The organism is Kitasatospora sp. NBC_01560, from assembly GCF_045208415.1.
Classification (GTDB): domain Bacteria; phylum Actinomycetota; class Actinomycetes; order Streptomycetales; family Streptomycetaceae; genus Kitasatospora.
The window spans coordinates 5,701,551-5,724,856 of record NZ_CP109364.1; the positions used below are offsets into that span (position 1 = coordinate 5,701,551).

Annotated in this window: 14 protein-coding genes and 1 pseudogene; 12 read left to right on the forward strand and 3 right to left on the reverse strand. The window is 73.4% G+C overall.

Annotated features, from left to right (window positions below; translation table 11 throughout):
- Nucleotides 1-10: 10 nt before the first annotated feature.
- Nucleotides 11-1,312, forward strand: a complete 1,302-nt coding sequence (locus OH807_RS24960; protein ID WP_406202708.1) for a M20 family metallopeptidase — start codon at nucleotides 11-13, stop codon at nucleotides 1,310-1,312.
- A 45-nt stretch (nucleotides 1,313-1,357) separates the two neighbouring features.
- Here OH807_RS24960 and OH807_RS24965 read toward each other — a convergent pair whose 3' ends face one another.
- Both OH807_RS24965 and OH807_RS24970 read right to left on the reverse strand, forming a co-directional pair.
- A complete protein-coding gene (locus OH807_RS24965) occupies nucleotides 1,358-2,026 on the reverse strand; it encodes an HAD-IA family hydrolase (RefSeq protein WP_406202710.1) in 669 nt (222 codons plus the stop codon).
- Between the two features lie 89 nt (nucleotides 2,027-2,115).
- Nucleotides 2,116-3,254, reverse strand: a pseudogene (locus OH807_RS24970) (dihydrofolate reductase family protein).
- 170 nt (nucleotides 3,255-3,424) lie between these two features.
- On the opposite strand from OH807_RS24970, the gene OH807_RS24975 reads away from it, so the two are divergent.
- The 7 genes from OH807_RS24975 (at nucleotide 3,425) to OH807_RS25005 (ending at nucleotide 16,009) form a co-directional block, all read left to right on the forward strand.
- On the forward strand, nucleotides 3,425-4,807 hold the full coding sequence (locus tag OH807_RS24975; protein WP_406202712.1) for a DUF3616 domain-containing protein: 1,383 nt from the start codon (nucleotides 3,425-3,427) through the stop codon (nucleotides 4,805-4,807).
- 153 nt (nucleotides 4,808-4,960) lie between these two features.
- Nucleotides 4,961-5,779: a methyltransferase domain-containing protein gene (locus OH807_RS24980; RefSeq protein ID WP_406202714.1), complete on the forward strand. Its 819-nt coding sequence runs from the start codon at nucleotides 4,961-4,963 to the stop codon at nucleotides 5,777-5,779.
- Between the two features lie 158 nt (nucleotides 5,780-5,937).
- Complete coding sequence (locus tag OH807_RS24985) at nucleotides 5,938-7,494, forward strand: DUF4190 domain-containing protein (RefSeq protein WP_406202716.1); 1,557 nt, start codon at nucleotides 5,938-5,940, stop codon at nucleotides 7,492-7,494.
- Between the two features lie 179 nt (nucleotides 7,495-7,673).
- On the forward strand, nucleotides 7,674-8,315 hold the full coding sequence (locus tag OH807_RS24990; RefSeq protein WP_406202718.1) for a (deoxy)nucleoside triphosphate pyrophosphohydrolase: 642 nt from the start codon (nucleotides 7,674-7,676) through the stop codon (nucleotides 8,313-8,315).
- 395 nt (nucleotides 8,316-8,710) lie between these two features.
- Nucleotides 8,711-11,281, forward strand: coding sequence for a SpoIIE family protein phosphatase (locus OH807_RS24995; RefSeq protein WP_406202720.1), 2,571 nt, complete (start codon nucleotides 8,711-8,713; stop codon nucleotides 11,279-11,281).
- 413 nt (nucleotides 11,282-11,694) lie between these two features.
- A complete protein-coding gene (locus tag OH807_RS25000; protein WP_406211163.1) occupies nucleotides 11,695-14,127 on the forward strand; it encodes a SpoIIE family protein phosphatase in 2,433 nt (810 codons plus the stop codon).
- 115 nt (nucleotides 14,128-14,242) lie between these two features.
- Complete coding sequence (locus OH807_RS25005; protein WP_406202722.1) at nucleotides 14,243-16,009, forward strand: ABC transporter family substrate-binding protein; 1,767 nt, start codon at nucleotides 14,243-14,245, stop codon at nucleotides 16,007-16,009.
- Here OH807_RS25005 and OH807_RS25010 read toward each other — a convergent pair.
- Nucleotides 15,966-17,138, reverse strand: a complete 1,173-nt coding sequence (locus OH807_RS25010; RefSeq protein WP_406202724.1) for a hypothetical protein — start codon at nucleotides 17,136-17,138, stop codon at nucleotides 15,966-15,968. The genes OH807_RS25005 and OH807_RS25010 overlap by 44 nt on opposite strands.
- A 254-nt stretch (nucleotides 17,139-17,392) precedes the next feature.
- On the opposite strand from OH807_RS25010, the gene typA reads away from it, so the two are divergent.
- The 4 genes from typA (at nucleotide 17,393) to OH807_RS25030 (ending at nucleotide 23,295) form a co-directional block, all read left to right on the forward strand.
- Nucleotides 17,393-19,261 (forward strand): translational GTPase TypA, encoded by a 1,869-nt coding sequence (gene typA, locus OH807_RS25015; RefSeq protein WP_406202726.1) that lies wholly within the window; start codon nucleotides 17,393-17,395, stop codon nucleotides 19,259-19,261.
- A gap of 431 nt (nucleotides 19,262-19,692) precedes the next feature.
- Nucleotides 19,693-21,330 carry an ABC transporter substrate-binding protein gene (locus OH807_RS25020; protein ID WP_406202728.1) on the forward strand — a complete coding sequence of 546 codons (1,638 nt, stop codon included), beginning with the start codon at nucleotides 19,693-19,695 and terminating at the stop codon, nucleotides 21,328-21,330.
- An 89-nt stretch (nucleotides 21,331-21,419) separates the two neighbouring features.
- Nucleotides 21,420-22,364 carry an ABC transporter permease gene (locus OH807_RS25025; RefSeq protein WP_406202730.1) on the forward strand — a complete coding sequence of 315 codons (945 nt, stop codon included), beginning with the start codon at nucleotides 21,420-21,422 and terminating at the stop codon, nucleotides 22,362-22,364.
- Nucleotides 22,357-23,295, forward strand: coding sequence for an ABC transporter permease (locus tag OH807_RS25030; RefSeq protein WP_406202732.1), 939 nt, complete (start codon nucleotides 22,357-22,359; stop codon nucleotides 23,293-23,295). Before OH807_RS25025 ends, OH807_RS25030 begins: the two co-directional genes overlap by 8 nt.
- Nucleotides 23,296-23,306 lie beyond the last annotated feature (11 nt).

The window sequence follows — 23,306 nt, forward strand, 5'->3', positions numbered from 1 at the left end:
GGGGGAACACATGACTCGTCCGCATCAGCCTGCCCTGAGCCGACGCACGCTGCTGGGCAGCACCGCGGTGGCCGGGGTGGGGGCCGTCCTGGCGTCCGGCACCGCGGCCGCGGCCGACTCGGACCGCCGGCGCAATCCGATCGACCAGGCCGCGGTGGACGCCGTCGCCACGCGGCTCGACGGGAGCCTGGTCGCGCTGCGGCGGGAGCTGCACGCGAACCCGCAGACGACGGGGCAGGAGACGTTCGCCTCCGCCGCGGTGGCCGGGCGGCTGCGCGCCGCGGGCCTGAGCGTGGAGTCGGTGGCCGGGACGGGCGTGGTCGCCGTGCTGAAGGGCGCGCGGCCCGGGCGGACGGTGGCCTACCGGGCGGACATGGACGCGGTGCCGGGGCCCGGCATCATGCCCCCGGTCGCGGACCGCCCGGCGGCGCACGCCTGCGGGCACGACATCCACACCACGGTCGGGGTCGGCGTCGCGCAGGTGCTGGCGCAGCTGCGGCAGCGGCTGAGCGGCTCCGTGGTCTTCCTCTTCCAGCCGGGCGAGGAGGGCCTGGTGGGGGCGCAGGCGATGCTCGACGCGAAGGTGTTGACACGCCACGGGGTCGAGGAGATCCACGCCCTGCACTGCGGGCCGTACCCGGTCGGGCAGTTCGCCGTCACCCCGGGCTCCGGGCTGCCGGGGCAGGACTACGCCGCGGTGACGCTGAGCGGGCCGGACGCGCTCGCGGCGGCGGGCCGGCTGGCGGCCGAGATCGGCCGGCTCGGCACAGTGGCGCTGCCGCAGTCGCCCGCGGACCTGGAGCGGATGGTCGCGGACGTGCAGACGCCGGACGGGCCGCTGGCCCGGTTCCTGGTGACCCAGGCCAGGCCGGCGAAGGTCCCGGACGCCGAGGGTCGGGTAGCGGTCGACGTGAAGTTCCGCTGCTGGCCCGAGGAGCGCACGCCCGGGATCCGCGAGGAGATCCGGCGGATCGCCCAGTCGTACGGGGGCGTGGTCGCGTTCCCGAAGCCGGCCTTCCCGGCGCTGGTCTGCCCGGTGGAGGAGACCGACGCGCTGGCGCGGCACCTGCGCCGGGTGCTCGGCCGGGGCGGGGTGACGGTCAACCACACGGCGTACCCCTTCAACGGGGAGGACTACGCGCTCTTCCTACGGGAGGTCCCGGGGACGTACACCTTCCTCGGGGTGCGCACGCCCGGGGCCGGGATCGAGACGAGCTACCCGCACTACGAGACCTTCGTCCCGGACGAGCGGGCCATCGGTGTCGGCGTCCGGGCGATGGCAGGCTGGCTGGCCGCCCGCTCGCACTGCTGAGCGGCCGGGCCGGGGCCGGCCGGTGGGGCGGCCCCGGCCCCGCCGTCAGGCGGTGCGGACGGTCACGGTGAGCGTGCCGTCGGCGGCGGCCGTGACGGACACGTCCTCCAGCGTGGCGGCGTGGGCGGTGGGGTGGTGGGCGCCGGCCCGCGGGCCGATGCCCACCACCGGCACTCCGGCGGCCAGCGCGGCGGCGATGCCGGCCGCGGAGTCCTCGAAGGCGAGGCAGTCGGCGGGGGCGAAGCCGACGGCGGCCGCGCCCTTGAGGAAGCCCTCGGGGTCGGGCTTGCCGGCGCCGACCGACTCGGCGGTGACCAGCGCGGGCGGGAGCGGGAGGCCGGCGGCGGCCATCCGGACCCGGGCGAGCGCCTCGTCGGCGGAGGTGACCAGGGCGTGCGGGAGGCCGGCCAGGGCGGCCAGGAAGGCGGCGGCGCCGGGGATCGGCACCACGCCCTCGGTGTCGTTCTTCTCCCGGGCGAGCAGGCGCGCGTTGTCGGCGAGGTTGAGCTCGGTGGGGCGGTCCGGCAGCAGGGTGGCCATGGTGGTGTGGCCCTGCCGGCCGTGGGCGACGGCGATCACCCGCGCCGGGTCGAGCCCGTGTTCGAGGGCCCAGTCGTGCCAGCAGCGCTCGACCACGGCGTCGGAGTCGACCAGGGTGCCGTCCATGTCCAGGAGCAGGGCGCGGACGGTGAAGACGGTGGGGGCGGCGGGCATGGGGCGGCTCCTCGGGGGCGTGCCGAAAAATCCGAGACGATTGTTCACCAAGGATACAAAAGATCCACCGCGGCGCCGCCGCCCGGGCCTCACCCCAGCAGGTGGGCGTTGACCGCCCGGGCCTCCTCCGCCACCTCCGGCAGCTCCACCACCTCGACCCCGGCCGCCTCCAGCAGCGCCGTCCCCTGGGTGACGGCAACGAAGGTGTCCGGCTCGCGCCAGGCCACCACCACGCGCGGAACGCCCGCCGCGATCAGCAACCGGGCGCACGGGCACGGCCGCGAGGCGCGCTGCCCGCAGGGCTCCAGCGAGCTGTAGACGGTCGCGCCACGCAGCCGCGGGTCGCCGGCCGGCAGCTTGGCCAGGGCCGCCTCCTCGGCGTGGTCGTGCGGGTCCGTCTCCCGGCTCCAGCCCTCGGCGAGCACCTCGCCGCCGGCGCCGACGACCACCGCGCCGACCGAGAACGCCGTCCCGGAGGGCGGGCAGCGGCGGGAGAGCTCGACGGCCCGGCGCAGGAACTGCAGGTCGGCGGTGGTGCTGGTCACGGGGCGGGCTCCTTCGGGGCGTACCTGAGCAGGACGACGTCGCCCACGGTACGTGCCTCCAGCAGCCGCATCCGGCGGGCCGGCCCGCCGGGGAAGGCCGCGGGGTGGACGAACCGCGGCGCGTCCGCCTGCCCGACCAGCAGCGGGGCGACGGCGAGCTGGAGCTCGTCGGCCAGGCCCTGCGCGAGGAACTGGGTGTGTACGCTGCCGCCGCCCTCGACCATCAGCCGGCGCACACCGCGCGCACCGAGATCGTCCAGCACCGCGCCGAGCTCCACCGCGCCGCCGAGCGCGACCACCTCGGCCAGCCCGTCCAGCGCCGGCCGCAGCACGGCGGCGCCCGCGTCGGTGGTGTAGGCGAGCCGCCCGCCGCCGGTGTGCCAGAACCGCAGGGAGCGGTCGAGTGCGCCGCTCGCGCTGAGCGTGACCTTCAGCGGGTACTCGGGCCGGCCGGCCGCCACCCGGGCCGCCCGCCGGTCCGGGTCGTTGACCAGCAGCCGGGGGTTGTCGGTGCGCAGCGTGTTGCCGCCGACCAGGACGGCGTCGGCGGCGGCCCGCTCCGCGTCCACCCGGTCGAAGTCGGCCGGGTTCGAGAGCAGCAGCCGTTCGGGGGAGGCGTCGTCGAGGTGCCCGTCGAGCGACATCGCGGCGCTCAGCAGGACGAAGGGCCGGGGCGCGGGCATGGGGGAACCGTTCTGTCGGGTGCCCGCCCACGGTACGGCCCGGCCGGGGCCGCGGGGTGGGTGAGGGCTGCTGTTCGTCCGGTGGCCCGGTGTTGGAGGGGCGGCGTTCGCCGACGGGCCCCACCCTGGTCCGGACCTCGCACCGCCCCCCACCTCGAAGGGCTGTCCCCGTGTCCCGTCTCTCCCGCGGCCTGCTGCCGCTGGCCGTTGCCGTTGCCGCGCTGCCGGTGCTCGCGCTGCCCGCCGGTGCCGCCGCCGCCGTGACGTACGGAACCCCCACGATCACGCTCTCGGCCGGTTACCTCTCCGGCGCGGTCGGCGCCACCGGCGACCCGACGGTCACCGTCACCGTCGCGCAGAGCGGTGCCGCCGTCTCCGCCCTCACCGTCGCCGCCTCGGCGACCACCCGCAGCGCGGTCGCCCGGACCACCGACGTCACCGTCACGGGCACCACCGGCACCCGCACCCTCGCGGTCGCCGCGCAGGGTGTCGGCTATGCCGACCTCACCATCAAGGTCACCGGGCTCGGCGGCAAGACCGCGACGAAGACGCTGCACTACGCGGCCTCGCCGGCCGTGCAGTTCTCGGCCGCGAGCCGCTACCTGACCGGCTCCAGCGACGCCTCGGCGGCGGTCGACGCGGGCGGCGGCTACATCGTCGTGGCCGACGACGAGTCCAACGTGCTGCGCCTGTACGACCGCAACGCCTCCGGCGCGCCGGTCCGCACCTGGGACTTCAGCTCGGCGCTCGGCGTCTCCAAGGAGATCGACATCGAGGGCGCCACCCGGGTGGGCAACACCATCTACTGGACGGGCTCGCTCGGCAACAACAAGGACGGGGAGATCAAGACCCAGCGGCACACCGTGTTCGCCACCACGGTGAGCGGCTCGGGCGCCTCGACGCAGCTGTCGCTGGCGGGCAAGTACACCGGCCTGCGGGACGACCTGATCGCCTGGGACCACGCCAACGGCGACCGCTACGGCTTCACGGCGGGTGCGGCGGCCGGCGAGGTGCCCAAGCAGATCGACGGATTCAACGTGGAGGGCCTGGAGTTCGCGCCGGGCAGCTCCACCACCGTGTACGTGGGCTTCCGCGCCCCGCTCGCCCCGGCGGTCACCGGTGGCCGGGCGCTGATCGTGCCGGTCACCAACTTCTCCTCGCTGCCCGGCGGTTCGGCGCACGCCACGTTCGGCGCCCCGATCGAGCTGAACCTCGGCGGGCTCTCCGTCCGCGACCTGCGCCGCAACGCGCTGGGCCAGTACCTGATCGTGGCCGGCTCCTGGGCCGCGGACGACAACTCCGACCCGTACGCGCTGTACCGCTGGGACGGCCAGCCGGGCTCGCAGCCGGTCAAGGTGCTGGATCTGCCGACCAGCGACGCGGGCGGCTGGGAGGCCGTGCCGGACGTTCCGGACCTCACCGCCCCCGGCGCCCGGGTGCAGCTGATCACCGACGACGGCTCCGCGGACCTCTACGGCGACGGCACCGAGGCCAAGGACCTCACGCACCCGGAGTGGAAGAAGTCCCGCACCACCTGGTTCACCCTCAACTAGGCGCACTCGTACGGCGGAGCCCCCGACCGCAGGCCGGTCGGGGGCTCCGCCGCGCTCCGGAGTGATCGGAATATGAGACGAATCTTCTCGGGATTCGGGACGAGGAGTAGCGTCGGAGGCGTCGGAGAACCGAGCCCGCCCCAGGGGGACGCCATGACCGGTCAGCAGCCCGCCGCCGTCTACACGCACGGCCACCAGGAGTCCGTCCTGCGCTCGCACCGCTCGCGCACCGCCGCCGACTCGGCGGCCTACCTGGTTCCCCACGTGCGCCCCGGGCAGGCCCTGCTGGACGTCGGCTGCGGCCCCGGCACGATCACCGCCGACCTGGCCGAACTGGTCGGCCCCGGCGGGCGGGTGGTGGCCGTCGACACCTCGGCCGAGGTGCTGGAGGCGGCGGCCGCGCACATCGAGGCGCGGGGCCTGTCCAACGTGGCCTTCGAGGTCGCCGACGTGCACGCACTGCCCTACGCGGACGGCGAGTTCGACGTGGTGCACGCCCACCAGGTGCTGCAGCACGTGGCCGACCCGGTGGCCGCGCTGCGGGAGATGCGCCGGGTGACGGCGCAGGGCGGCGTGGTCGCGGCCCGGGACGTCGACTACGCCACCATGACCTGGTACCCGGAGGTGCCCGAGCTGGACCGCTGGCTGGAGCTGTACCGGACGGTCGCCCGGGCCAACGGCGGCGAGCCGGACGCCGGTCGGCGGCTGCTGTCCTGGGCCCGGGCGGCCGGTTTCGCCGAGGTGACCGCCTCGTCGAGCAGCTGGACGTTCGCGACGCCGGAGCGCCGCGAGTGGTGGGGCGGGATGTGGGCCGAGCGGACGCCGGCCTCCGGCACCGCCGGGATGGCCGTCGCGGGCGGCTTCGCGGACCGGGCCGAACTGGAACGGATCGCGGCCGGCTGGCGGGGCTGGGCGGCGGCCGGGGACGGGTGGTTCTCGATGCTGCACGGGGAGGTGCTGGCCCGCGGGTAGGGCGCCGTCCGGAGGGCCGGAAAAGGGCGGGAGGCTGTTCGGCAAGATCGGGTAGAGTCGCGCGTCCGTTCCCGTCGCCGGAGTGCGCTCCGCGTGCGGAGCGTCTCAGTCGAACTGCCGAGCTGAAGCCCGTCCCCCGGCGGGCCGGGGGAGTCCACGTGTCCAAGCCCGAACCCGACGCGCCCGCGCCCGGCCCCGCACCGGACGGCCCGCCGGCGGCGTCCGCGCCGGCCGGCGAGGTGACGACCGGTGGGGTGACGACCGGCGAGGTGACGGACAGTCCGGTGGCGGATGCCCAGCCCGCCCCCGCCCCGGCCAAGGACCCCCGGGTGGAGCTGGCCAAGCCGGTCGCGGCGGACGCCGCGCCGCCCGCCGTCCCCACCGCCGACCCTGCGGCCTCCGAGGCCCCCGAGGCCCCCGAGGCCCCCGCCGGGCCCGCCGTCCCCACCGCCGAGCCCGCGGACCCCTGGGCCGTACCCACCTCCGCCCCCACCCCCGCCTGGGGGGCCGAGGCCCCGGCCGGAGCTCCCACCGGGGCCTGGGCCGGCGCGTCGGTGCCGCCCGTCCCGCCGTCGGCCGCGTCCGGCTGGGCCGCCGTCCCGCCCGGCGCGCTGTCCGGCTTCCAGCCCGGCCACCCGTACCCGCTCGCACCCACCGTCACCAACGGCTTCGCCGTTGCCGCGCTGGTCACCGGCCTGCTCTGCATGTGGCCGCTGGCCCTCGCCTTCGGCGTCGTCGCGCTGGTGCAGATCCCCAAGCGCAACGAGCGCGGCCGCGGCATGGCCGTGACCGGCGTGATCACCGGCGCCCTCGGTGCGGTGCTCGTCGTGCTGGTCGTCGGCCTCGGGCTGGTGGCCGGCGTCGACGAGATCGACCGGGCCGACCGCCCGGGCCGCGTCCCGAAGGCCCCGCCGGGGGCCGTGCTCTGGTCCTCCCTCAAGGCCGGCGACTGCTACAACCCGACCGGTGAGGACGCCGAGAGCGGGGACCCTGAGAGCGGGGACCGGACCGTCTTCTGGGTGCTGAAGGCGCCGTGCGCCGATCCGCACCGCGGCGAGGCGGCCGGCATCGCCCGGGTCCCGGACGGCGCCGGCTCCGGCTACCCGGGTGAGACACGCCTCCGGGACCGCGCCGCCGCGCTCTGCGGCCCGCTGCTCGACGAGTACGCCCTCGACTACTGGGCCGTGCCGAACGGGATGGAGGAGGTCTACCTCTACCCGAGCCGGGCCAACTGGCAGTCCGGCGAGCGCTCCGTCACCTGCACCTACGAGGACCGCTACGCCCAGCACCGGGGCAGCGTGCGGACCGACCGGAGCAAGCTGACCCCGGCCCAGCTCGCCTACCTGGAGACCGCCCGGACCTTCAACAACGTGTTCTGGAGCGAGCCGGAGGCCGAGATCGCCGACGCGCCGGCCCAGTACGCGGACTGGGCCCGGCAGATGGCGGACGCCTCGCGCAAGGAGGCCGACGAGCTCTCCAGGGCGTCGACGCTCTGGCCGGAGGGGGCGAAGCCGAAGGTGGCCGAGCTGGTGGCGGCCCAGCGGGCGGCGGCCACCACCTGGGACACCGCGTCCCACGCGGCGGCGGGCGCCGCGCTCGAACGCGAGCTGCGGCAGGCGCGGTCGCTGGTGGCCAAGTCGGCCAAGCTGTCCCTGGAGATCCGCCGGGAGCTGGGCCTGTCGACCGGCGAGCAGGTCGGCGAGATCCAGACCTGACCCGGCGGAACCGACCCCGGCCCTCCTCCGGGGCGCGGTCTTACCGGGCGTTAACCGGGACCGTACCTGCCGGTAGCGAGCCGGGCGTAGCGTCCCTGGACGCGCCCCCCGGCCCGACCCCCACGCGGGCCGGGGGGTCGTGCCCCCGGCCACCGTCCGGACGTCCTACGCTCACCGGCATGGACACCTTTCGGGTGATGCGGCAGGACGACAACGGCAATCGGTTCCTGGTCGCCCAGGGCCTCGGCCGGGCCGAGGCCGAGCGCCGGGCGGCCGAGTTCGAGGCGCGCGGCCACAAGCAGCTGTACTGGGTGGAGCAGGCGGCCCCCGAGGCCGACGCCGTCGCGGTCGGGGCGCCCACGGCCGACGCCCCCACGGCCGGGCCCGAGGACACGGGACCCGCCGCGCCCGCCGGCGTGAACCGGATCGTCGTCGGCGGCGCCATCCTCCACCGGGGCCGGGTGCTGGCCGCCCGTCGCAGCGCGCCCGCCGCCGTGGCCGGGCGCTGGGAGTTCCCGGGCGGCAAGGCCGAGCCCGGTGAGACCGAGGAACAGGCGCTGGAGCGCGAGCTGATGGAGGAGCTGGGCGTGCGGGCCCGGGCGGTGGAGCGGCTGCCCGGTGCGTGGCTGGTCCGGCCGGGTCTGGAGCTGCACATCTGGGTGGCCGGGCTGCTCGCGGGGGAGCCCCGACCGCTGGAGGACCACGACGAGCTGCGCTGGCTCGGCCCGGAGGAGCTGGCCGGGCTGGACTGGCTGGAGCACGACCGCGCCGTCCTCCCGCACGTCGCCCGCCTGCTCGCCGGGGCGCCCGCCGCCTCCTGACCGGGGCGCCTCCTGACCGGGGGCCGGGCCGCCCCCGGAGCGGTCACCGCCGCGACGCGCAATACGCCAGGTAGGCCAATCGGAAAAGCCGACCCGCCAGCCGGGATAGCCTGGGTTCTGCTGGGTATGTCACTTTTCGGTACTATTCGTCACGATCGGTGAGCCGCCCCAGCCGGCGACGCCGGTCCCGACCAGAGCCGGAGGCCCCGTCGGTGTCGAGTACCGGTAACGGCGGCGGGGGAGCGCGACGCGCGGGCGCCGGGGGGAGCGCGGCCGCGCGCGCCCGCTTGCGCAGAGGCGTGCGCCCCGCGCCGCAGCCGCCGGCTGGCCGCCGCCGCGGAGCGGAGGGTCCCGCCTCCGACGCCCCGCCGCCCGACCGGCCCGCGCCGTCCCTGGTGGTCACCGACCCGCCCCCGCCGCCGGGCCTGCGCAGCCGCCCCGCCCGGCCGTTCCCGGGCGGCCCCGGCCCCGAACCGGGCGGCCCCGGCCCGCACGGCGAGGGCAACCTGCTGGACGTGGTCAAGGTGGCCATCGCGATCCTGGACACCGCCGGCCGGGTGGTGCTCTGGAGCCCGGCCGCCGAGGAGCTGCTCGGCTGGCCGAACGAGCTGCTGGTCGGCCGCCGGATCGAGGAGCTGATCCCGGACCAGGAGCAGGTCGTCCGGATCCGCGCGGCGATCCAGGGCACCCTGCGCAACGGCCGCTGGGCCGGCCTCGCCGAGCTGCGCGACCGGGACGGCGAGGCGGTCGCCGTGGAGGCCCGGCTCTCCCTGCTGGTGGACGGCGACGGCACCCCGTTCCTCCAGGTCAACCTGGCGGAGGCGGCGGCCGTGCAGGCCGTCGAGCGGGATCTCGCCGTCCGTGACGCACTGTTCGAGCAGTCCCCGCTGGGCATCGCCATCCTCGACACCGACCTGCGGTACACCGCCGTGAACCGGACGCTCGCCGAGATGAACGGCATGGCCACCGAGGACCACGCCGGCCGGACCACCGGCGAGACCCTGCCCGAGCGGGCCGCCGACGAGATCACCGCGATCCAGCGCCAGGTGCTGGCCACCGGCGAGCCGGTCATCGACGTCACGCTGGCCTCGCCGGTCACCGCCCGCTCCGGGTACCGCTCGATCTCCTACAGCCGGATGACCGACCGGGCCGGCCGGGTGCTCGGCATCTCCGGCACCGTGATGGACGTGACGGAGCGCTACCGGGCGGTGGCCAAGGTCGAGCACGCCCGGCGCCGGCTCTCCCTGCTCAACGAGTTCGGCTCCCGGGTCGGTGACCTGCTCGACGCCTCGCGGATCGCCCAGGAGCTGGCCAGCGCGGTCGTCCCGCGGCTCACCGACCACTCCGCGGTGATCCTGCTGCAGGCCGTCGCGCACGGTGACGACCTGCCCCGGCACGGCCACGACCGCCGGACGTCGCTGCTCCAGCTCGGCACCGCCTCCGTCCAGGACGGCCCGGAGGTGGAGGTGATGCTGCGGCGCGGCGCCCGGATCACCTTCGCCGAGGACTCCGCCTGCGGGCGGGTGCTGCGCACCGGCGTCCCGGAGCTGCTCTCCGGCGCCGACCAGCTGGACGACGTCACCTACTCCGGCGACCCGAAGATGCAGGCCGCCCACGACCTGGGCGTGCACTCGATGCTGGTGGTGCCGCTGCGCGCCCGCGGCATCGTGATCGGCCTGCTGCTGATCAGCCGGGCCGGCTACCGCGAGGGCTTCGACCGGGACGACCTCGCGTTCACCGTCGAGCTGGCCGACCGGGCCGGCAGCTCGCTGGACAACGCCCGGCTCTACGCGCGCGAGCGCACCGCCGCGCTCACCCTGCAGCGCACCCTGCTGCCGCAGCAGGTCCCGCAGCCGACCGGCGTCGAGGTCGCCTACCGGTACGTGCCCGGCAGCAGCGGCACCGAGGTCGGCGGCGACTGGTTCGACGTCATCCCGCTGCCCGGTGACCGGACCGCCCTGGTGGTCGGCGACGTGATGGGCCACGGCCTGCGGGCCGCCGCCACGATGGGCCGGCTGCGGACCGCCGTCCGGGTCCTGGCCGCCCTCGACCTGCCGCCGGACGTCCTGCTGCGGCACGTCCACGAGCTGGCCGACGACCTCGCCCAGGGGCCGGACGAGGCGCTCCTGGCCACCTGCATCTACGCCGTGTTCGACCCGGCCACCGCCCGGCTGACGGTCTCCAAGGCCGGCCACATCCCACCGGTGCTGATCGTGCCGGCCGCGGAGGCCGACGAGCCGACCCGCAACGGCGGCCCGCTGCTCGGCGGGGCCGGCCGGATCCTCGACCTGCCCTCGGGCGCGCCGCTCGGCGTGGGCGGCGTCCCGTTCGAGGCGGTCGAACTGAAGATCCCCGAGGGCAGCCTGCTCGCACTCTGCACCGACGGCCTGGTGGAGTCCCGCGACAAGGACCTCGACGTCGGGCTCGGCCGGCTGATGACCGTGCTCCAGCAGCCGCACGCGTCGATCCAGGCGGCCTGCGAGGCCGTGCTCGACACCATGGAGCAGGGCCGCGAGCCGGACGACGTGGCGCTGCTGCTGGCCCGGCTCGGCCACGGACAGGCCGGCACCCCGACGGCCGGCTGGACGCTTCCCGCCGAGCCGACCGCCGTCTCCCGGGCCCGCCGGCTGGTCCGCGCGACGCTCACCGAATGGGGTGTCGAGGAGCTGACCGACACCGCGGAGCTGCTGGTCAGCGAGCTGGTCACCAACTCGGTCCGGTATGCCAGCGCACCCATCGGAGTACGGTTGACGCTGGGCGAGACGCTGCTGGTGGAGATCTCCGATCCGCTGCCGGACCCGCCCCGCGAGCGCCACGCGGCCGAGGCCGACGAGGGCGGCCGGGGTCTGGAACTCGTCCGCCGGCTCGCGCTCCGCTGGGGTGCCCGGGCCGAGGGCATGGGCAAGGTCGTCTGGTTCGAGCAGGCCCTGCCGGGTAATGAGCCCGAGGAGACGGGAGCCGAGTAGGACGCGAGTAGAACGGGGCTGCATATGCCAGCGGGTCGCCGGGGGGAGCGCGCACTCCGGCAGGGGGCGCGAGCGTGGCATGGTGGTTGCGCGGGCGGTAGGACAAAAACCTTCGCCCGATCTGATGTTGTGATGTTGAGGGCGTGTGAACGTACCCCTCGATGATGAATACTCGGTCTTCTCGGCATCCGGACGGTCGCGGGTTTGGAGGGGTCGGTCCGTTGAACAGCACCCCGGCGCGTAACGCGCCGAGCAGCAGCGGTCATGCCGCTGTGCCCGGGCAGGCCGGCTCGCCGCACCTGCCCGCCGTCGCGGCCGCCCAGGCCGCCCCGGGAGGGACGGGCGCCGGCCACGGCCGCGCCGCCTGCCCGGGGAGCGGCACCAGGCGCTGGGGCGCCGGGGATCCCGGCTCGATCTACGACTACATCCGGGTCGCGACCTTCGCGATCGGCCCGGACGGGCGGATCAGCCAGTGGAGCGAACGCGCGGCCGAGTTCTTCGGCGTGGCGGCCTCCGAGGCCGTCGGCGCCGACCCGATCACCACCTTCGTGCCGCGCGAGCTCTGGCAGCGCGGGCGCGCCCGGCTGGAACGCACCCTGGCCGGCGAGGAGTGGGTCGGCACCACGCCCTACCGCGACGCCGGCGGCGGCGAGGGGCTCGCCGAGCTCTACCTGATGCCCGACAGCGCGCTGCCCACCGCCGGAGCCACCTGCCTCGCCGTCGACCTCGGCCGGCTGCGCCGGATCGAGACCGACCTCGCCGCCTCCGAGGCCGTCTTCGGCCAGACGCCCACCGGCTTCGTCCTCTTCGACGACCGGCTCCGCCTGCAGCGCGTCAACGACGCCTTCGCCTCCGGCATGGGTCTGGCCCCCGGGGACCTCGAAGGCCTCACCGCGCACGACCTCTTCCCGCCCTCCGAGGCGGACCGGCTCACCGCCGCCCTGCGCAAGGTCCTCGCCACCGGCGAGCCCGTCTTCGACCTGCGCTTCCACTCCGCCGTCCCGACCCGCGAGGGCAACCGGCTCTGGGCCGTCTCGCTCTACCGGCTCAACGGAGCCGCCGGACAGCCGACCGGCGTGGCCGGGCAGGTCTCCGACGTCACCAGCCGGCACGTCGCCGAGCGCGAGGCCGACGGCGTCCGCCGCAACCTCGCCCTGCTGAACGAGGCCAGCGCGCACATCGGCTCCACCCTCGACCTGGAGACCACCGCCAAGGAGCTGCTGGACGTCGTCGTCCCGCCGTTCTGCGACCTCGCCACCGTCGACCTCTACACCGCCCTGCTCTCCGGCGAGACCGTCCCCAGCGCCGGCCGGTACGGCGACGGCGTGCTCACCGACGGCAGCGGCGAACTGCGCCGGGTCGCCGTCTCCAGCGTGGTCGGCGGCGCCTCCTCGGTGCTCGGCTCGGTCACCGGCCTGCCGATCGCCGAGGCCGGCGGCACGCTCTGCTACCCGCGCCGCTCGCCGCACGCCCGGGCCCTGCGCACCGGCCGCAGCGTCGTCCCCGAGCCCGGGCCGGACCCGCTGCTGCGCTCCACCCTGATCGTCCCGCTGGTCGCCCGCGACCAGGTGCTCGGCCTCGTCCAGCTCTCCCGCGCGATCGGCAGCGAGCCCTTCGACGCCCGCGACGTCGCGATCGCCGAGGAGCTGGTCGCCCGGGCCGCGGTCTGCATCGACAACGCCCGGCTCTACCGCCGCGAGCACGAGCGCGCCCTGATCCTCCAGCGCAGCCTGCTGCCCCCGGGCAACCCGGCCGCCAGCGGCCTGGAGATCGCCTGCCGCTACCTGCCCAGCAACAACAACACCGAGGTCGGCGGCGACTGGTTCGACGTCATCCAGCTGCCCGGCAACCGCACCGCGCTGGTCATCGGCGACGTGATGGGCCGCGGCCTGCGCGCCGCCGTGGCGATGGGGCAGCTGCGCACCGCCGTCCGCACCCTGGCGATGCTCGACCTCGATCCCGCCGAGGTGCTCACCGCGCTCGACGAGATCGCCCGCGGCCTGGGCGACGACACCGCGCCGGCCGCCCCGCCCGCCCCGTTCGGGCGGCTCACCTCGACCGCCGACGAGGAGGCCCGCGAGGTCTACCTCGCGACCTGCGTCTACGCGGTGTACGACGCCGTCACCCGCCGTTGCACCTTCGCCAACGCCGGCCACCTGCCGCCCGTCCTGCTCAGCCCCGGCGAATCCGCCCGGATCCTCGACGTCCCGCCCGGCCTGCCGCTCGGCGTCGGCGGCGAGCCCTTCGAGGAGGTCGAGCTGACCCTGCCGGACGGCGCCGTGCTCGGCCTCTACACCGACGGCCTGGTGGAGAGCCGCAAGCACCAGCTGGACGAGGGCCTGCGGGCCTTCCGCACCGCGCTGTCCGCCGAGGGCAAGGGGCTGGAGGAGCTCTGCGACCACGTCCTCGGTGAGCTCAACCCGCACCACGGCGAGGACGACATCGCCCTGCTGATGGCCAAGGTGCACGCCTTCCCCGACGACGCCGTGGGCAACTGGTTCCTGCCGCCCGAGCCCACCTCGGTGGCCAAGGCCCGCGAGCTGGCCTGCAGCTGGCTGCTGGCCCGCGGCCTCGACGAGCTGGTCGACACCACCGAGCTGCTGGTCAGCGAGCTGGTCACCAATGCGCTCCGGCACGGCCGCGGCGAGATCCGGCTCCGGCTGCTGCGCGACCGCAGCATGGTCTGCGAGGTCTGGGACGACGGCTACGCCCAGCCGCGGCAGCGGCGCGCCCAGGAGACCGACGAGGGCGGCCGCGGGCTCCAGCTGGTCAGCCTGCTGGCGGAGCGCTGGGGCAGCCGGCGCACGCCCAAGGGCAAGATCGTCTGGTTCGAGCTGTCGATCTAGGTCCTGCCCGGCAGGCCCCACCGCCGCCCGCACGGATCGGCCGACCGGGTGCAGTCCTCCGGCGGCCGCCGTGTCGGCGGTGCCCCGCCCCGCACGGCGGCGTTCCATGGCCGCCATGCGCGTCCGCCAGCTCACCACCGCAGCCGCCGCGCTGCTGCTCGCCGCCGGGGCCCTGGCCGGCTGCTCCGGCACCCCCGCCCCGGCCCGGGCCCGCACCCCGGAGCCAGCCCCCGCCCCCGCGGCCGTCACCGGCGACCTCCGCCCGTACGACCGGGCCGGGGTGCAGGACGGCGGCACGCTGCGCTGGGCGCTGGACGCCCTCCCGGCCACGTTCGACGTCTACCGGCCCGCGGCGACGGCGGACTCGGCGCTGCTCGCGCACGCCCTCTACCCCTCGCTGTTCCGGCCCGACGCGCACGGCGGGCTGGTCGCCGATCCGGACTACCTGGAGTCCGCGGAGTCCACCCCGCCCGGCCGGCAGCCGCAGGTGGTCACCTACCGGCTCAACCCGCACGCCGTCTGGAGCGACGGCACCCCGCTCGCCCTGGCGGACTTCACCGCCCAGCGGGCCGCCCTCTCCGGCCTCGACCCCGCGTACACCACCACCCGCCCCGCCGGCTACGACGCGATCGACTCGATCACCCAGGGCGCCGGCCCGTCCGAGATCAAGGTGACCTTCCGGCACCCGTACGCCGGCTGGCGGGCCCTGTTCGGGCCGCTCCACCCCGCGGTCGAGACGTCCACCCCGGCAGCCTTCGACCGCCCGCCGACGGACGGGCCGCACCCGACGGCCGGGCCCTTCGTGCCGGCCGGCCAGGACGCGGCGGCCGGGCGGATCACCCTGGTCCGCAACCCGCTCTGGTGGGGGGACGCGCCCAAGGCCGACCGGATCGACTTCCTGGCCGTCCCGGCCGAACGGCGCCTCGACGCGCTCGACCAGGACCGGCTAGACATCGCGCCGCTCACCGCGGCGGTCGACCGGGCCCAGGCGGCCCCCGGCAGCTCGGCCGACCTCGCGGGTGCCTCCGCGTCGGCCCTGCGGCGGGCCGAGGCACTGCCCGGCATCACCGTGCACCGGGCGTCCGCCGCCTCGCTCACCCAGCTCACCCTCAACGCCGCCCGCGCCCCGCTCGCCGACCCGGCCGTCCGGCAGGCGCTCGGACTGGCCGTCGACCGGCGGCGGATCGCCGACGCCGCCCTCACCCCGCTCGGCCTCGCCGCCGCCCCGCTCGGCAACCACCTGCTCGCCGGCGACCAGGACGGCTACCGCGACAACAGCGGCGCGCTCGGCACCGCGGACCCGGGCCGGCTGCTGGACGCGGCCGGCTGGAAGCGGCCGGCCGGCGGCGGCACCCGCACCCGGGACGGCAGGTCGCTGGTGCTCACCCTGCTGATCCCCGCCGACTCCGCCCTCGCCCGGCGCACCGCCGACGCCCTGGTCGCCGGCCTCACCGAGACGGGCATCGCCGTCCGGCCGGTGCCCGTCCCCGTGGAGGCGTTCGTCCCGGGCCACCTGGCGGTCGGCGACTTCGACCTCGCGCTGTTCTCCTGGCCGGCCGGTCCCGATCCGGTGGCCGGCCGGCGCCCGGTCTACGCCAAGCCACGGCCCGGTCCGGACGGCGCCCTGGAGACCGGCAGCAACTACGGCCGGGCCGGGACGGAGGAGATCGACCGGCTCCTCGACCGCGCCGCCGCCGAGCTCGACCCGGTCGCCCGGCCGGCCCTGCTGCAGGAGGCCGACACCCGGATCTGGCAGCTCGGCCACTCCGTCCCGCTCTACCAGCGCCCGGAGCTCGTCGCCGTCCGCTCCGAGGTGGCCGCCGCCGGCGCCTGGGGCTTCACCTGGCCCCGCTTCCAGGACGTCGGGCTGCTCCGCCACTGACCGGCCCGGCCGCCACCGGGGCGTCGCCGGCCCACCGGTCGAGCTGCCGCTCGACGAGGTCGGTCCGGGCCAGCCCGGGGTACGTCCGGCGGGCCCTGGCCAGCGCCTCCCGCGCCTCGTCGAAACGGCCGAGGGCGCCCAGTGCGGCGGCCAGCGAGCAGTCCGACTCGGCCCGCCAGGGCCGATAGGCGTGCAGGGCGCGCTGGCTGCGGGCGATGGCCAGCGCCTCGTCGGGCCGGTTGTCGAGCCGGGCGAGGTCGGCCAGGGCGGGGATCGTGCGCTCCAGGGCCTTCCGGGGGCCGCCGAACTCGCCCAGGACGGTCATCAGCCGTGGCAGGTACCGGTCGGGCGGCAGCTCGCCGGCGTCCGCCGCCCCCACGATCGCGCTGCTGATCAGCATCCCGGCCTCGATCGCATGGGACACCGTGAGGGCCTGCGCCCGGGCCCGGCGGCCGTGCTCCTCCGCCTCGGCGTAGCGGCCCTCGGCGAGCGCGAGCTCCCCCCGGTCCTGTTCGGGGTTGTCCTCGGGCGTCAGCTCCGCGACCGCCGCGCCGAACTCGGTGAGCCGCCCCTGGGCGAAGGCGATGCCGGCCCGGACGTTCGGCCCGGAGCCGAACGGGAGGCCGGCCGGCCGGAAGGGCATCAGGAGGAGGATCCGGCCGGTGCCGAGCGGGCCGCGCAGGGTCGCCAGGATCCGCCAGGCCGTCGCGGTCAGCACGCCCACGCCCAGCGGCCGGGCCGCGGTGCCACCGGTCAGCAGCCAGACGCCCAGCGCGGTCTGGAGGCCGGCGGCCACGGCGGTGCCGAGCCAGATCCGCAGCCGGGCCAGCGGAGCCCGCGCCAGGAGCCAGTAGACGTTCAGTGTGCCGGGGAAGGCCCTGAGCTGGACGAGCGCCGTCCCGATCCGGGCCTCGGCCAGGATCCGGCCGGAGCCGAGGACGACGAGGTGGACCCGCTTGCTCTGCAGCCGTGCGGTGAGCAGGACCCAGACCTGGGCCAGCAGGTCCGACAGGGCGTAGCCCGCCAGGGGGAGGAGCAGCGCGCGGGTCGGGTCGGTGGCGGCGCCGGTGCCCGCGTACAGCGCTGTCACCGCCACGGCGGCGAAGGGAGCGCCGAAGAGTTTGATCACAGCGGCACAGCTTGCGGCACGGTGTCCGGCGGGGGAAGAGCGGTGATCCACTTGTGATCTTGATCCCGCCCGACCTGCCCGTTTCGGCCGACCTGGAGGGTTCCACGTACGATAGGAGGAAGCCGTGGCATGTCCTGCCCGGCGGGTGGACCGGTAGTAGCAGGCGGTACGGGCGGCGGCGATCAACAGGGATCGCCGGTCGGCGTCACGCAGCCGGGCGCCGTAACCCACGATTCCGGGAGAATCCGCTCCGCATGCCCACGCGCAATGACATCCGCAACGTTGCCATCGTCGCCCACGTCGACCACGGCAAGACCACGCTGGTCGACGCCATGCTGAAGCAGGCCGGCGCCTTCGCCGCCCACCAGCACCTCGACGACCGCATGATGGACTCCAACGACCTGGAGCGCGAGAAGGGCATCACCATTCTCGCGAAGAACACCGCCGTCAAGTACCACCCCAAGGAGGGTGGCGCCCCGATCACGATCAACATCATCGACACCCCCGGCCACGCCGACTTCGGTGGCGAGGTCGAGCGCGGTCTGTCGATGGTGGACGCGGTCGTGCTCCTGGTCGACGCCTCCGAGGGTCCGCTGCCGCAGACCCGCTTCGTGCTCCGCAAGGCCCTGACCGCGAAGCTCCCGGTCATCCTCTGCATCAACAAGACCGACCGTCCGGACGCCCGGATCGACGAGGTCATCAACGAGACCTACGACCTCTTCCTGGACCTCGACGCCACCGAGGAGCAGATCGAGTTCCCGATCGTCTACGCCTGTGCGCGTGACGGCGTCGCCTCGATGACCAAGCCGGCGGACGGCAGCGTCCCGGCCGACAGCGACTCGCTGGAGCCGTTCTTCTCCACCATCCTGGAGCACGTCCCGGCCCCGGTCTACGACGAGGACGCGCCGCTCCAGGCCCACGTCACCAACCTGGACGCGGACAACTTCCTCGGCCGCATCGCGCTCTGCCGCGTCGAGCAGGGCGAGCTGCGCAAGGGCCAGCAGGTCGCGTGGATCAAGCGCGACGGCACGATCCAGAACGTCAAGATCACCGAGCTGCTGATGACCGAGGCGCTCACCCGCAAGCCGGCCGAGGTGGCCGGCCCCGGCGACATCTGCGCCGTCGCGGGTATCCCGGAGATCATGATCGGCGAGACCCTGGCCGACCCGGAGAACCCGATCGCCCTGCCGCTGATCACGGTGGACGAGCCGGCCATCTCGATGGTCATCGGCACCAACACCTCGCCGCTGGTCGGCAAGGGCGGCAAGGGCCACAAGGTCACCGCCCGCATGGTGAAGGACCGCCTGGACCGCGAGCTGATCGGTAACGTCTCGCTCCGCGTGCTGCCGACCGAGCGTCCCGACGCCTGGGAGGTCCAGGGCCGTGGCGAGCTGGCGCTGGCCATCCTGGTCGAGACCATGCGCCGGGAGCTCTTCGAGCTGACCGTCGGCAAGCCGCAGGTCGTCACCAAGGTCATCAACGGCAAGACCCACGAGCCGGTCGAGCGGATGACCATCGACAGCCCCGAGGAGTACCTCGGCGCGATCACCCAGCTGATGGCGACCCGCAAGGGCCGCATGGAGACCATGACGAACCACGGCTCCGGCTGGGTCCGCATGGAGTTCATCGTCCCGTCGCGCGGCCTGATCGGCTTCCGGACCCAGTTCCTGACCGACACCCGCGGCACCGGCATCGCGCACTCCATCTTCGAGGGCCACGAGCCGTGGTTCGGCGAGCTCCGGATGCGCAACAACGGCTCGCTGGTGGCGGACCGCGCGGGCGTCGTGACGCCGTTCGCGATGATGGGCATCCAGGAGCGCGGCACGCTCTTCGTGGAGCCCACCACCGAGGTGTACGAGGGCATGATCGTCGGCGAGAACTCGCGCCAGGACGACATGGACATCAACATCACCAAGGAGAAGAAGCTCACCAACATGCGTGCGGCCTCCTCCGACACCACCGAGAACCTGGTGCCGCCGCGCAAGCTCTCGCTGGAGCAGTCGCTGGAGTTCTGCCGCGAGGACGAGTGCATCGAGGTGACCCCGGAGACGGTTCGTATCCGTAAGGTCGTCCTGGACCAGAAGGAGCGCGGTCGCACCGCCTCGCGCGCCAAGAAGGCGTGATCCCTCGCTTCTGAGGGCCCTTTGGCCTGAATCGATCGCCCCCCTTTCCGATGGAGAGGGGGGCGTTCGTTTTTCAACACTTCAAGTTGTCGGCGCAGGTATAAACGGAATAGCGCTTACCACGGCAAGGTGTCCGCTGAGCGAACGTGACAGTCCGTCATTCATGACGACTGTCCGTTTGATGCCTGTCTGGGTATGCCTTATATGTCCGGTTTTCGAAACTTACCGACCGTTCATGTGACCTAATTGAGATCGGCAGTGGTCACTTTCGTGTCCGTGGGTGACACATAGTGGGTCCAGTCAGGCTCGGGTCAAGGGTTAACGCGCAGGGGTGCGCGCCGAAACCACGAGCGCGGACGGCACAACGGAAGCGGCGTCAGTCGCCCGGAGTGCTCTCCTCGTTGGAAAGTCGATTTCAGGAGGCATCCCCCATGCGCGGTGCAACCCAGACCAAGTGGCTTGTCGCGGCGACCGCGATCGCCCTCGCGGCGACCGCTTGCAGCACCAGCTCGAAGAGCAGTGACAGCAAGGCCTCGTCCGGTGGCGGCAGCATCGCCGTCGAGCTGGGCGAGCCGCAGCACGGTCTGGTTCCGCAGAACACCGCGGAGTCCGAGGGCACCGAGGTCGTGGGCGCGCTCTTCGCCGGCCTGGTCGACTACGACTTCAAGACCAACGCCCCGAAGCTGCGGGTGGCCGAGTCGATCGAGTCCCCGGACAGCAAGGTCTGGACGATCAAGATCAAGGACGGCTACACCTTCCACAACGGCGAGAAGGTCACCGCCAAGTCCTTCGTGGACGCGTGGAACTGGGGCGCCAACCAGGACAACGCGGGCGAGGGCCTCCCCTTCTTCGCCAAGATCGAGGGCTCCGAGGAGCTGGCTCCGGGCAAGGACAAGAAGCCCACCACCAAGGAGCTCAAGGGCCTGAAGGTCGTCGACGACAAGACCTTCACCGTCACCCTCTCCGCGCCGTTCTCGCAGTTCAAGACCATGCTCGGGTACAACCCGTTCTACCCGCTGCCGCAGGCGTTCTACGCGGACCCGAAGGCCTTCGGCGACAAGCCGATCGGCAACGGCCCGTTCGAGATGGACGGCTCCTGGGAGCACAACAAGCAGATCAAGGTCAAGCGCTACGAGAACTTCCCTGCCTCGGACGGCAAGGCGAAGCTCCAGGGCGTCACCTTCAAGATCTACGACAACCTGGACACCGCGTACAACGACCTGCGCGCCGACAACATCCAGGCCACCGACAAGCTCCCGATCTCGGCCCTGGCCTCGGTGAAGAGCGAGTTCGGCGACCGCTACATCTACAAGCCGGACTCGGGCGTCGGTTACATCGGCTTCCCGATCACCACCAACCCGGCCGCGTACGGCAAGCCGGAGATCCGCAAGGCGATCTCGATGGCGATCGACCGGGAGTCGATCACCAAGACCATCTTCTCGGGCACCCGCGTCCCGGCCGACGACTTCATCAACCCGCTCATCCCGGGCTACCGCAAGGGCGCCATGGGTGACGCGGCGAAGTACGACCCGACCAAGGCCAAGGAGCTCTTCACCACGGCCGGCGGCGTCCCGAACAACACCATCGAGCTGGGCTACAACGCCGATGGTGGCCACAAGGAGTGGATCGAGGCGGTCGGCAACCAGCTGAAGAAGAACCTCGGCGTCGAGGTCACCTTCAAGCCGTTCGAGAAGTTCGGCAAGATCCTCGACTCGCTGGGTGCCAAGGAGTACTCGGGCGCCTTCCGCATGGCCTGGTCGATGGACTACCCGTCGATCGAGGACTACCTGCGTCCGATCTTCTCCAAGGTCGCGATCGAGAACGGCTCGAACTACGGCGGCTACGTCAACGACAAGTTCGAGACCCTGCTGGACCAGGCGGACCAGGCCAAGACGGACGACGAGGCCATCAAGCTGTACCAGCAGGCCGACGACGTCCTGATCCAGGACATGCCGTACATCCCGGTGTACAGCTACATGTCGTCCGCGGCGTACAGCAAGAAGATCAAGAACTTCGACGTCGACGCCCAGGGTCGTATGAACCTGGCCCAGATCGAGATGGCCGGCTGATCCGGTAGTCAGACGAACGGGGGCGGGCGGCTCGGACTACAGTCCGAGTCCTCCCGCCTCCCTTCCTTGTCCGAAAGTATGGAGGTCTGATGGGCCGCTATGTGATCCGCCGACTGATACAGGCAATCCCTGTCCTGATCGGTGCGACCCTGCTGATCTACGCCCTGGTCCACTACCTGCCCGGTGACCCGGTGCAGGCGCTGGCCGGCGAGAAGCGAGCCGACCCGATCGTGGCGGACATGATCCGCCAGAAGTACCACCTGAACGACCCGTTCCTCGTCCAGTACTGGAACTACATCACCGGCGTGTTCCAGGGTGACCTCGGCGAGAGCCTGACCGGTCGCTCCGTGAGCGACATGATCAGTGAGGCGTTCCCGTACACCGTGAACCTCGCGCTGGTGGCCTTCATCATCGAAGCGGTCATCGGTGTGTTGGCGGGTGTCATGGCGGCCCTTCGCAAGGGCAAGTTCCTGGACCAGCTGGTGCTGATCAGCACGCTGTTCGTCATCTCGATCCCGGTCTTCGTGACCGGCTTCGTCCTCCAGCTGCTGCTGGGCGTGAAGCTCAAGAACGACTACGGCTTCGACTTCTTCCCGGTCTCCTTCAACGAGGAGGACGGGCTCCGCGCCTACCTGCTGCCGGCCTTCGTGCTGGCGTCCACCTCGCTGGCGTACGTGGCCCGCCTGACCCGCACCAGCCTGATGGAGACCATGCGCGCGGACTACGTCCGCACCGCGGTCGCCAAGGGTCTGAAGCGTCGTCGGGTGATCGGCCGCCACGCGCTGCGCAACGCACTGATCCCGATCGTCACCTTCCTCGGTGCCGACCTCGGCGGTCTGATGGGTGGCGCGGTCATCACCGAGAAGATCTTCAACATGCACGGCATCGGCGGTCTGCTCGCCCAGTCCGTGTACCAGAAGCAGGGCACGGTCATCGTCGGCATGGTGACCCTCCTGGTGATGATCTACCTCATCACCACCCTGTTCGTGGACCTGCTGTACGCCGTGCTCGACCCGAGGATCCGCTATGAGTGACACCATCACCAAGGGCTCCGAGGCCCCGTCCGAAGACAACCGTCCGCAGTCCGCGGAGCCCGCTGCCAAGCAGGAGCGGGTGGCCAGCCTCTGGTCGGACGCGGTTCGCGACCTGCGTCGCAACCCGGTGTTCATCATCGGTGCGGCCCTGGTCCTCTTCCTGCTGGTGCTCTCCGCGGTGCCGCAGCTGTTCACCGACGGCAGCCCGTTCGACGGCAACGCCTGCGACCTCGCCGACTCGCTGAAGCGGCCCAGTGCCGAGCACTGGTTCGGCTTCGACGTGCAGGGCTGCGACGTCTACACCCGCACGGTGTGGGGCGCCCGCAACTCGATCATCGTCGGTGTCCTGACCACCTTCCTGGTCACGGTGGTCGGTGCCCTCCTCGGCCTGCTGGCCGGCTGGAAGGGCGGCATCCTCGACAGCATCCTCTCCCGCTTCACCGAGATCTTCTTCTCGATCCCGCTGCTGCTCGGCGGCATGCTGATCATGTCGATGCTCGGCAAGGGCAACGCCTACACCGTGTCGATCGTGATGGCCGTCCTCGGCTGGCCGCAGATCTTCCGCATCATGCGCGCCTCGGTGCTGTCCAACAAGCACAACGACTACGTGATGGCGGCCCGTGCCCTCGGTGCCAGCAGCCTCCGGATCACCTTCCGGCACATCCTGCCGAACGCCATCGCGCCGGTCATCGTGATCGCCGCGATCTCCCTGGGTGTCTACATCGGCGCCGAGGCCGCCCTGTCCTACCTGGGCATCGGCGTGCAGTCGCCGGAGATCTCCTGGGGCCTGATGATCAGCGACGCGCAGCCGCGCTTCCTGAACGCCCCGCACGTCCTGCTGTTCCCGTCGGCCGTGCTGAGCGTCACCGTGCTGGCCTTCATCATGCTCGGCGACGCGGTCCGCGACGCCCTCGACCCGAAGCTCCGCTGAGAGAAGAGGTG

Excerpts from the sequence above, each read along its gene's own strand:
- OH807_RS24960 (WP_406202708.1), top strand. The coding sequence starts at position 11 with ATGACTCGTCCGCATCAGCCTGCCCTGAGCCGACGCACGCTGCTGGGC.
- OH807_RS24965 (WP_406202710.1), bottom strand. The coding sequence starts at position 2,026 with ATGCCCGCCGCCCCCACCGTCTTCACCGTCCGCGCCCTGCTCCTGGAC.
- OH807_RS24980 (WP_406202714.1), top strand. The coding sequence starts at position 4,961 with ATGACCGGTCAGCAGCCCGCCGCCGTCTACACGCACGGCCACCAGGAG.
- OH807_RS24990 (WP_406202718.1), top strand. The coding sequence starts at position 7,674 with ATGGACACCTTTCGGGTGATGCGGCAGGACGACAACGGCAATCGGTTC.
- OH807_RS25005 (WP_406202722.1), top strand. The coding sequence starts at position 14,243 with ATGCGCGTCCGCCAGCTCACCACCGCAGCCGCCGCGCTGCTGCTCGCC.
- typA (WP_406202726.1), top strand. The coding sequence starts at position 17,393 with ATGCCCACGCGCAATGACATCCGCAACGTTGCCATCGTCGCCCACGTC.
- OH807_RS25020 (WP_406202728.1), top strand. The coding sequence starts at position 19,693 with ATGCGCGGTGCAACCCAGACCAAGTGGCTTGTCGCGGCGACCGCGATC.
- OH807_RS25025 (WP_406202730.1), top strand. The coding sequence starts at position 21,420 with ATGGGCCGCTATGTGATCCGCCGACTGATACAGGCAATCCCTGTCCTG.
- OH807_RS25030 (WP_406202732.1), top strand. The coding sequence starts at position 22,357 with ATGAGTGACACCATCACCAAGGGCTCCGAGGCCCCGTCCGAAGACAAC.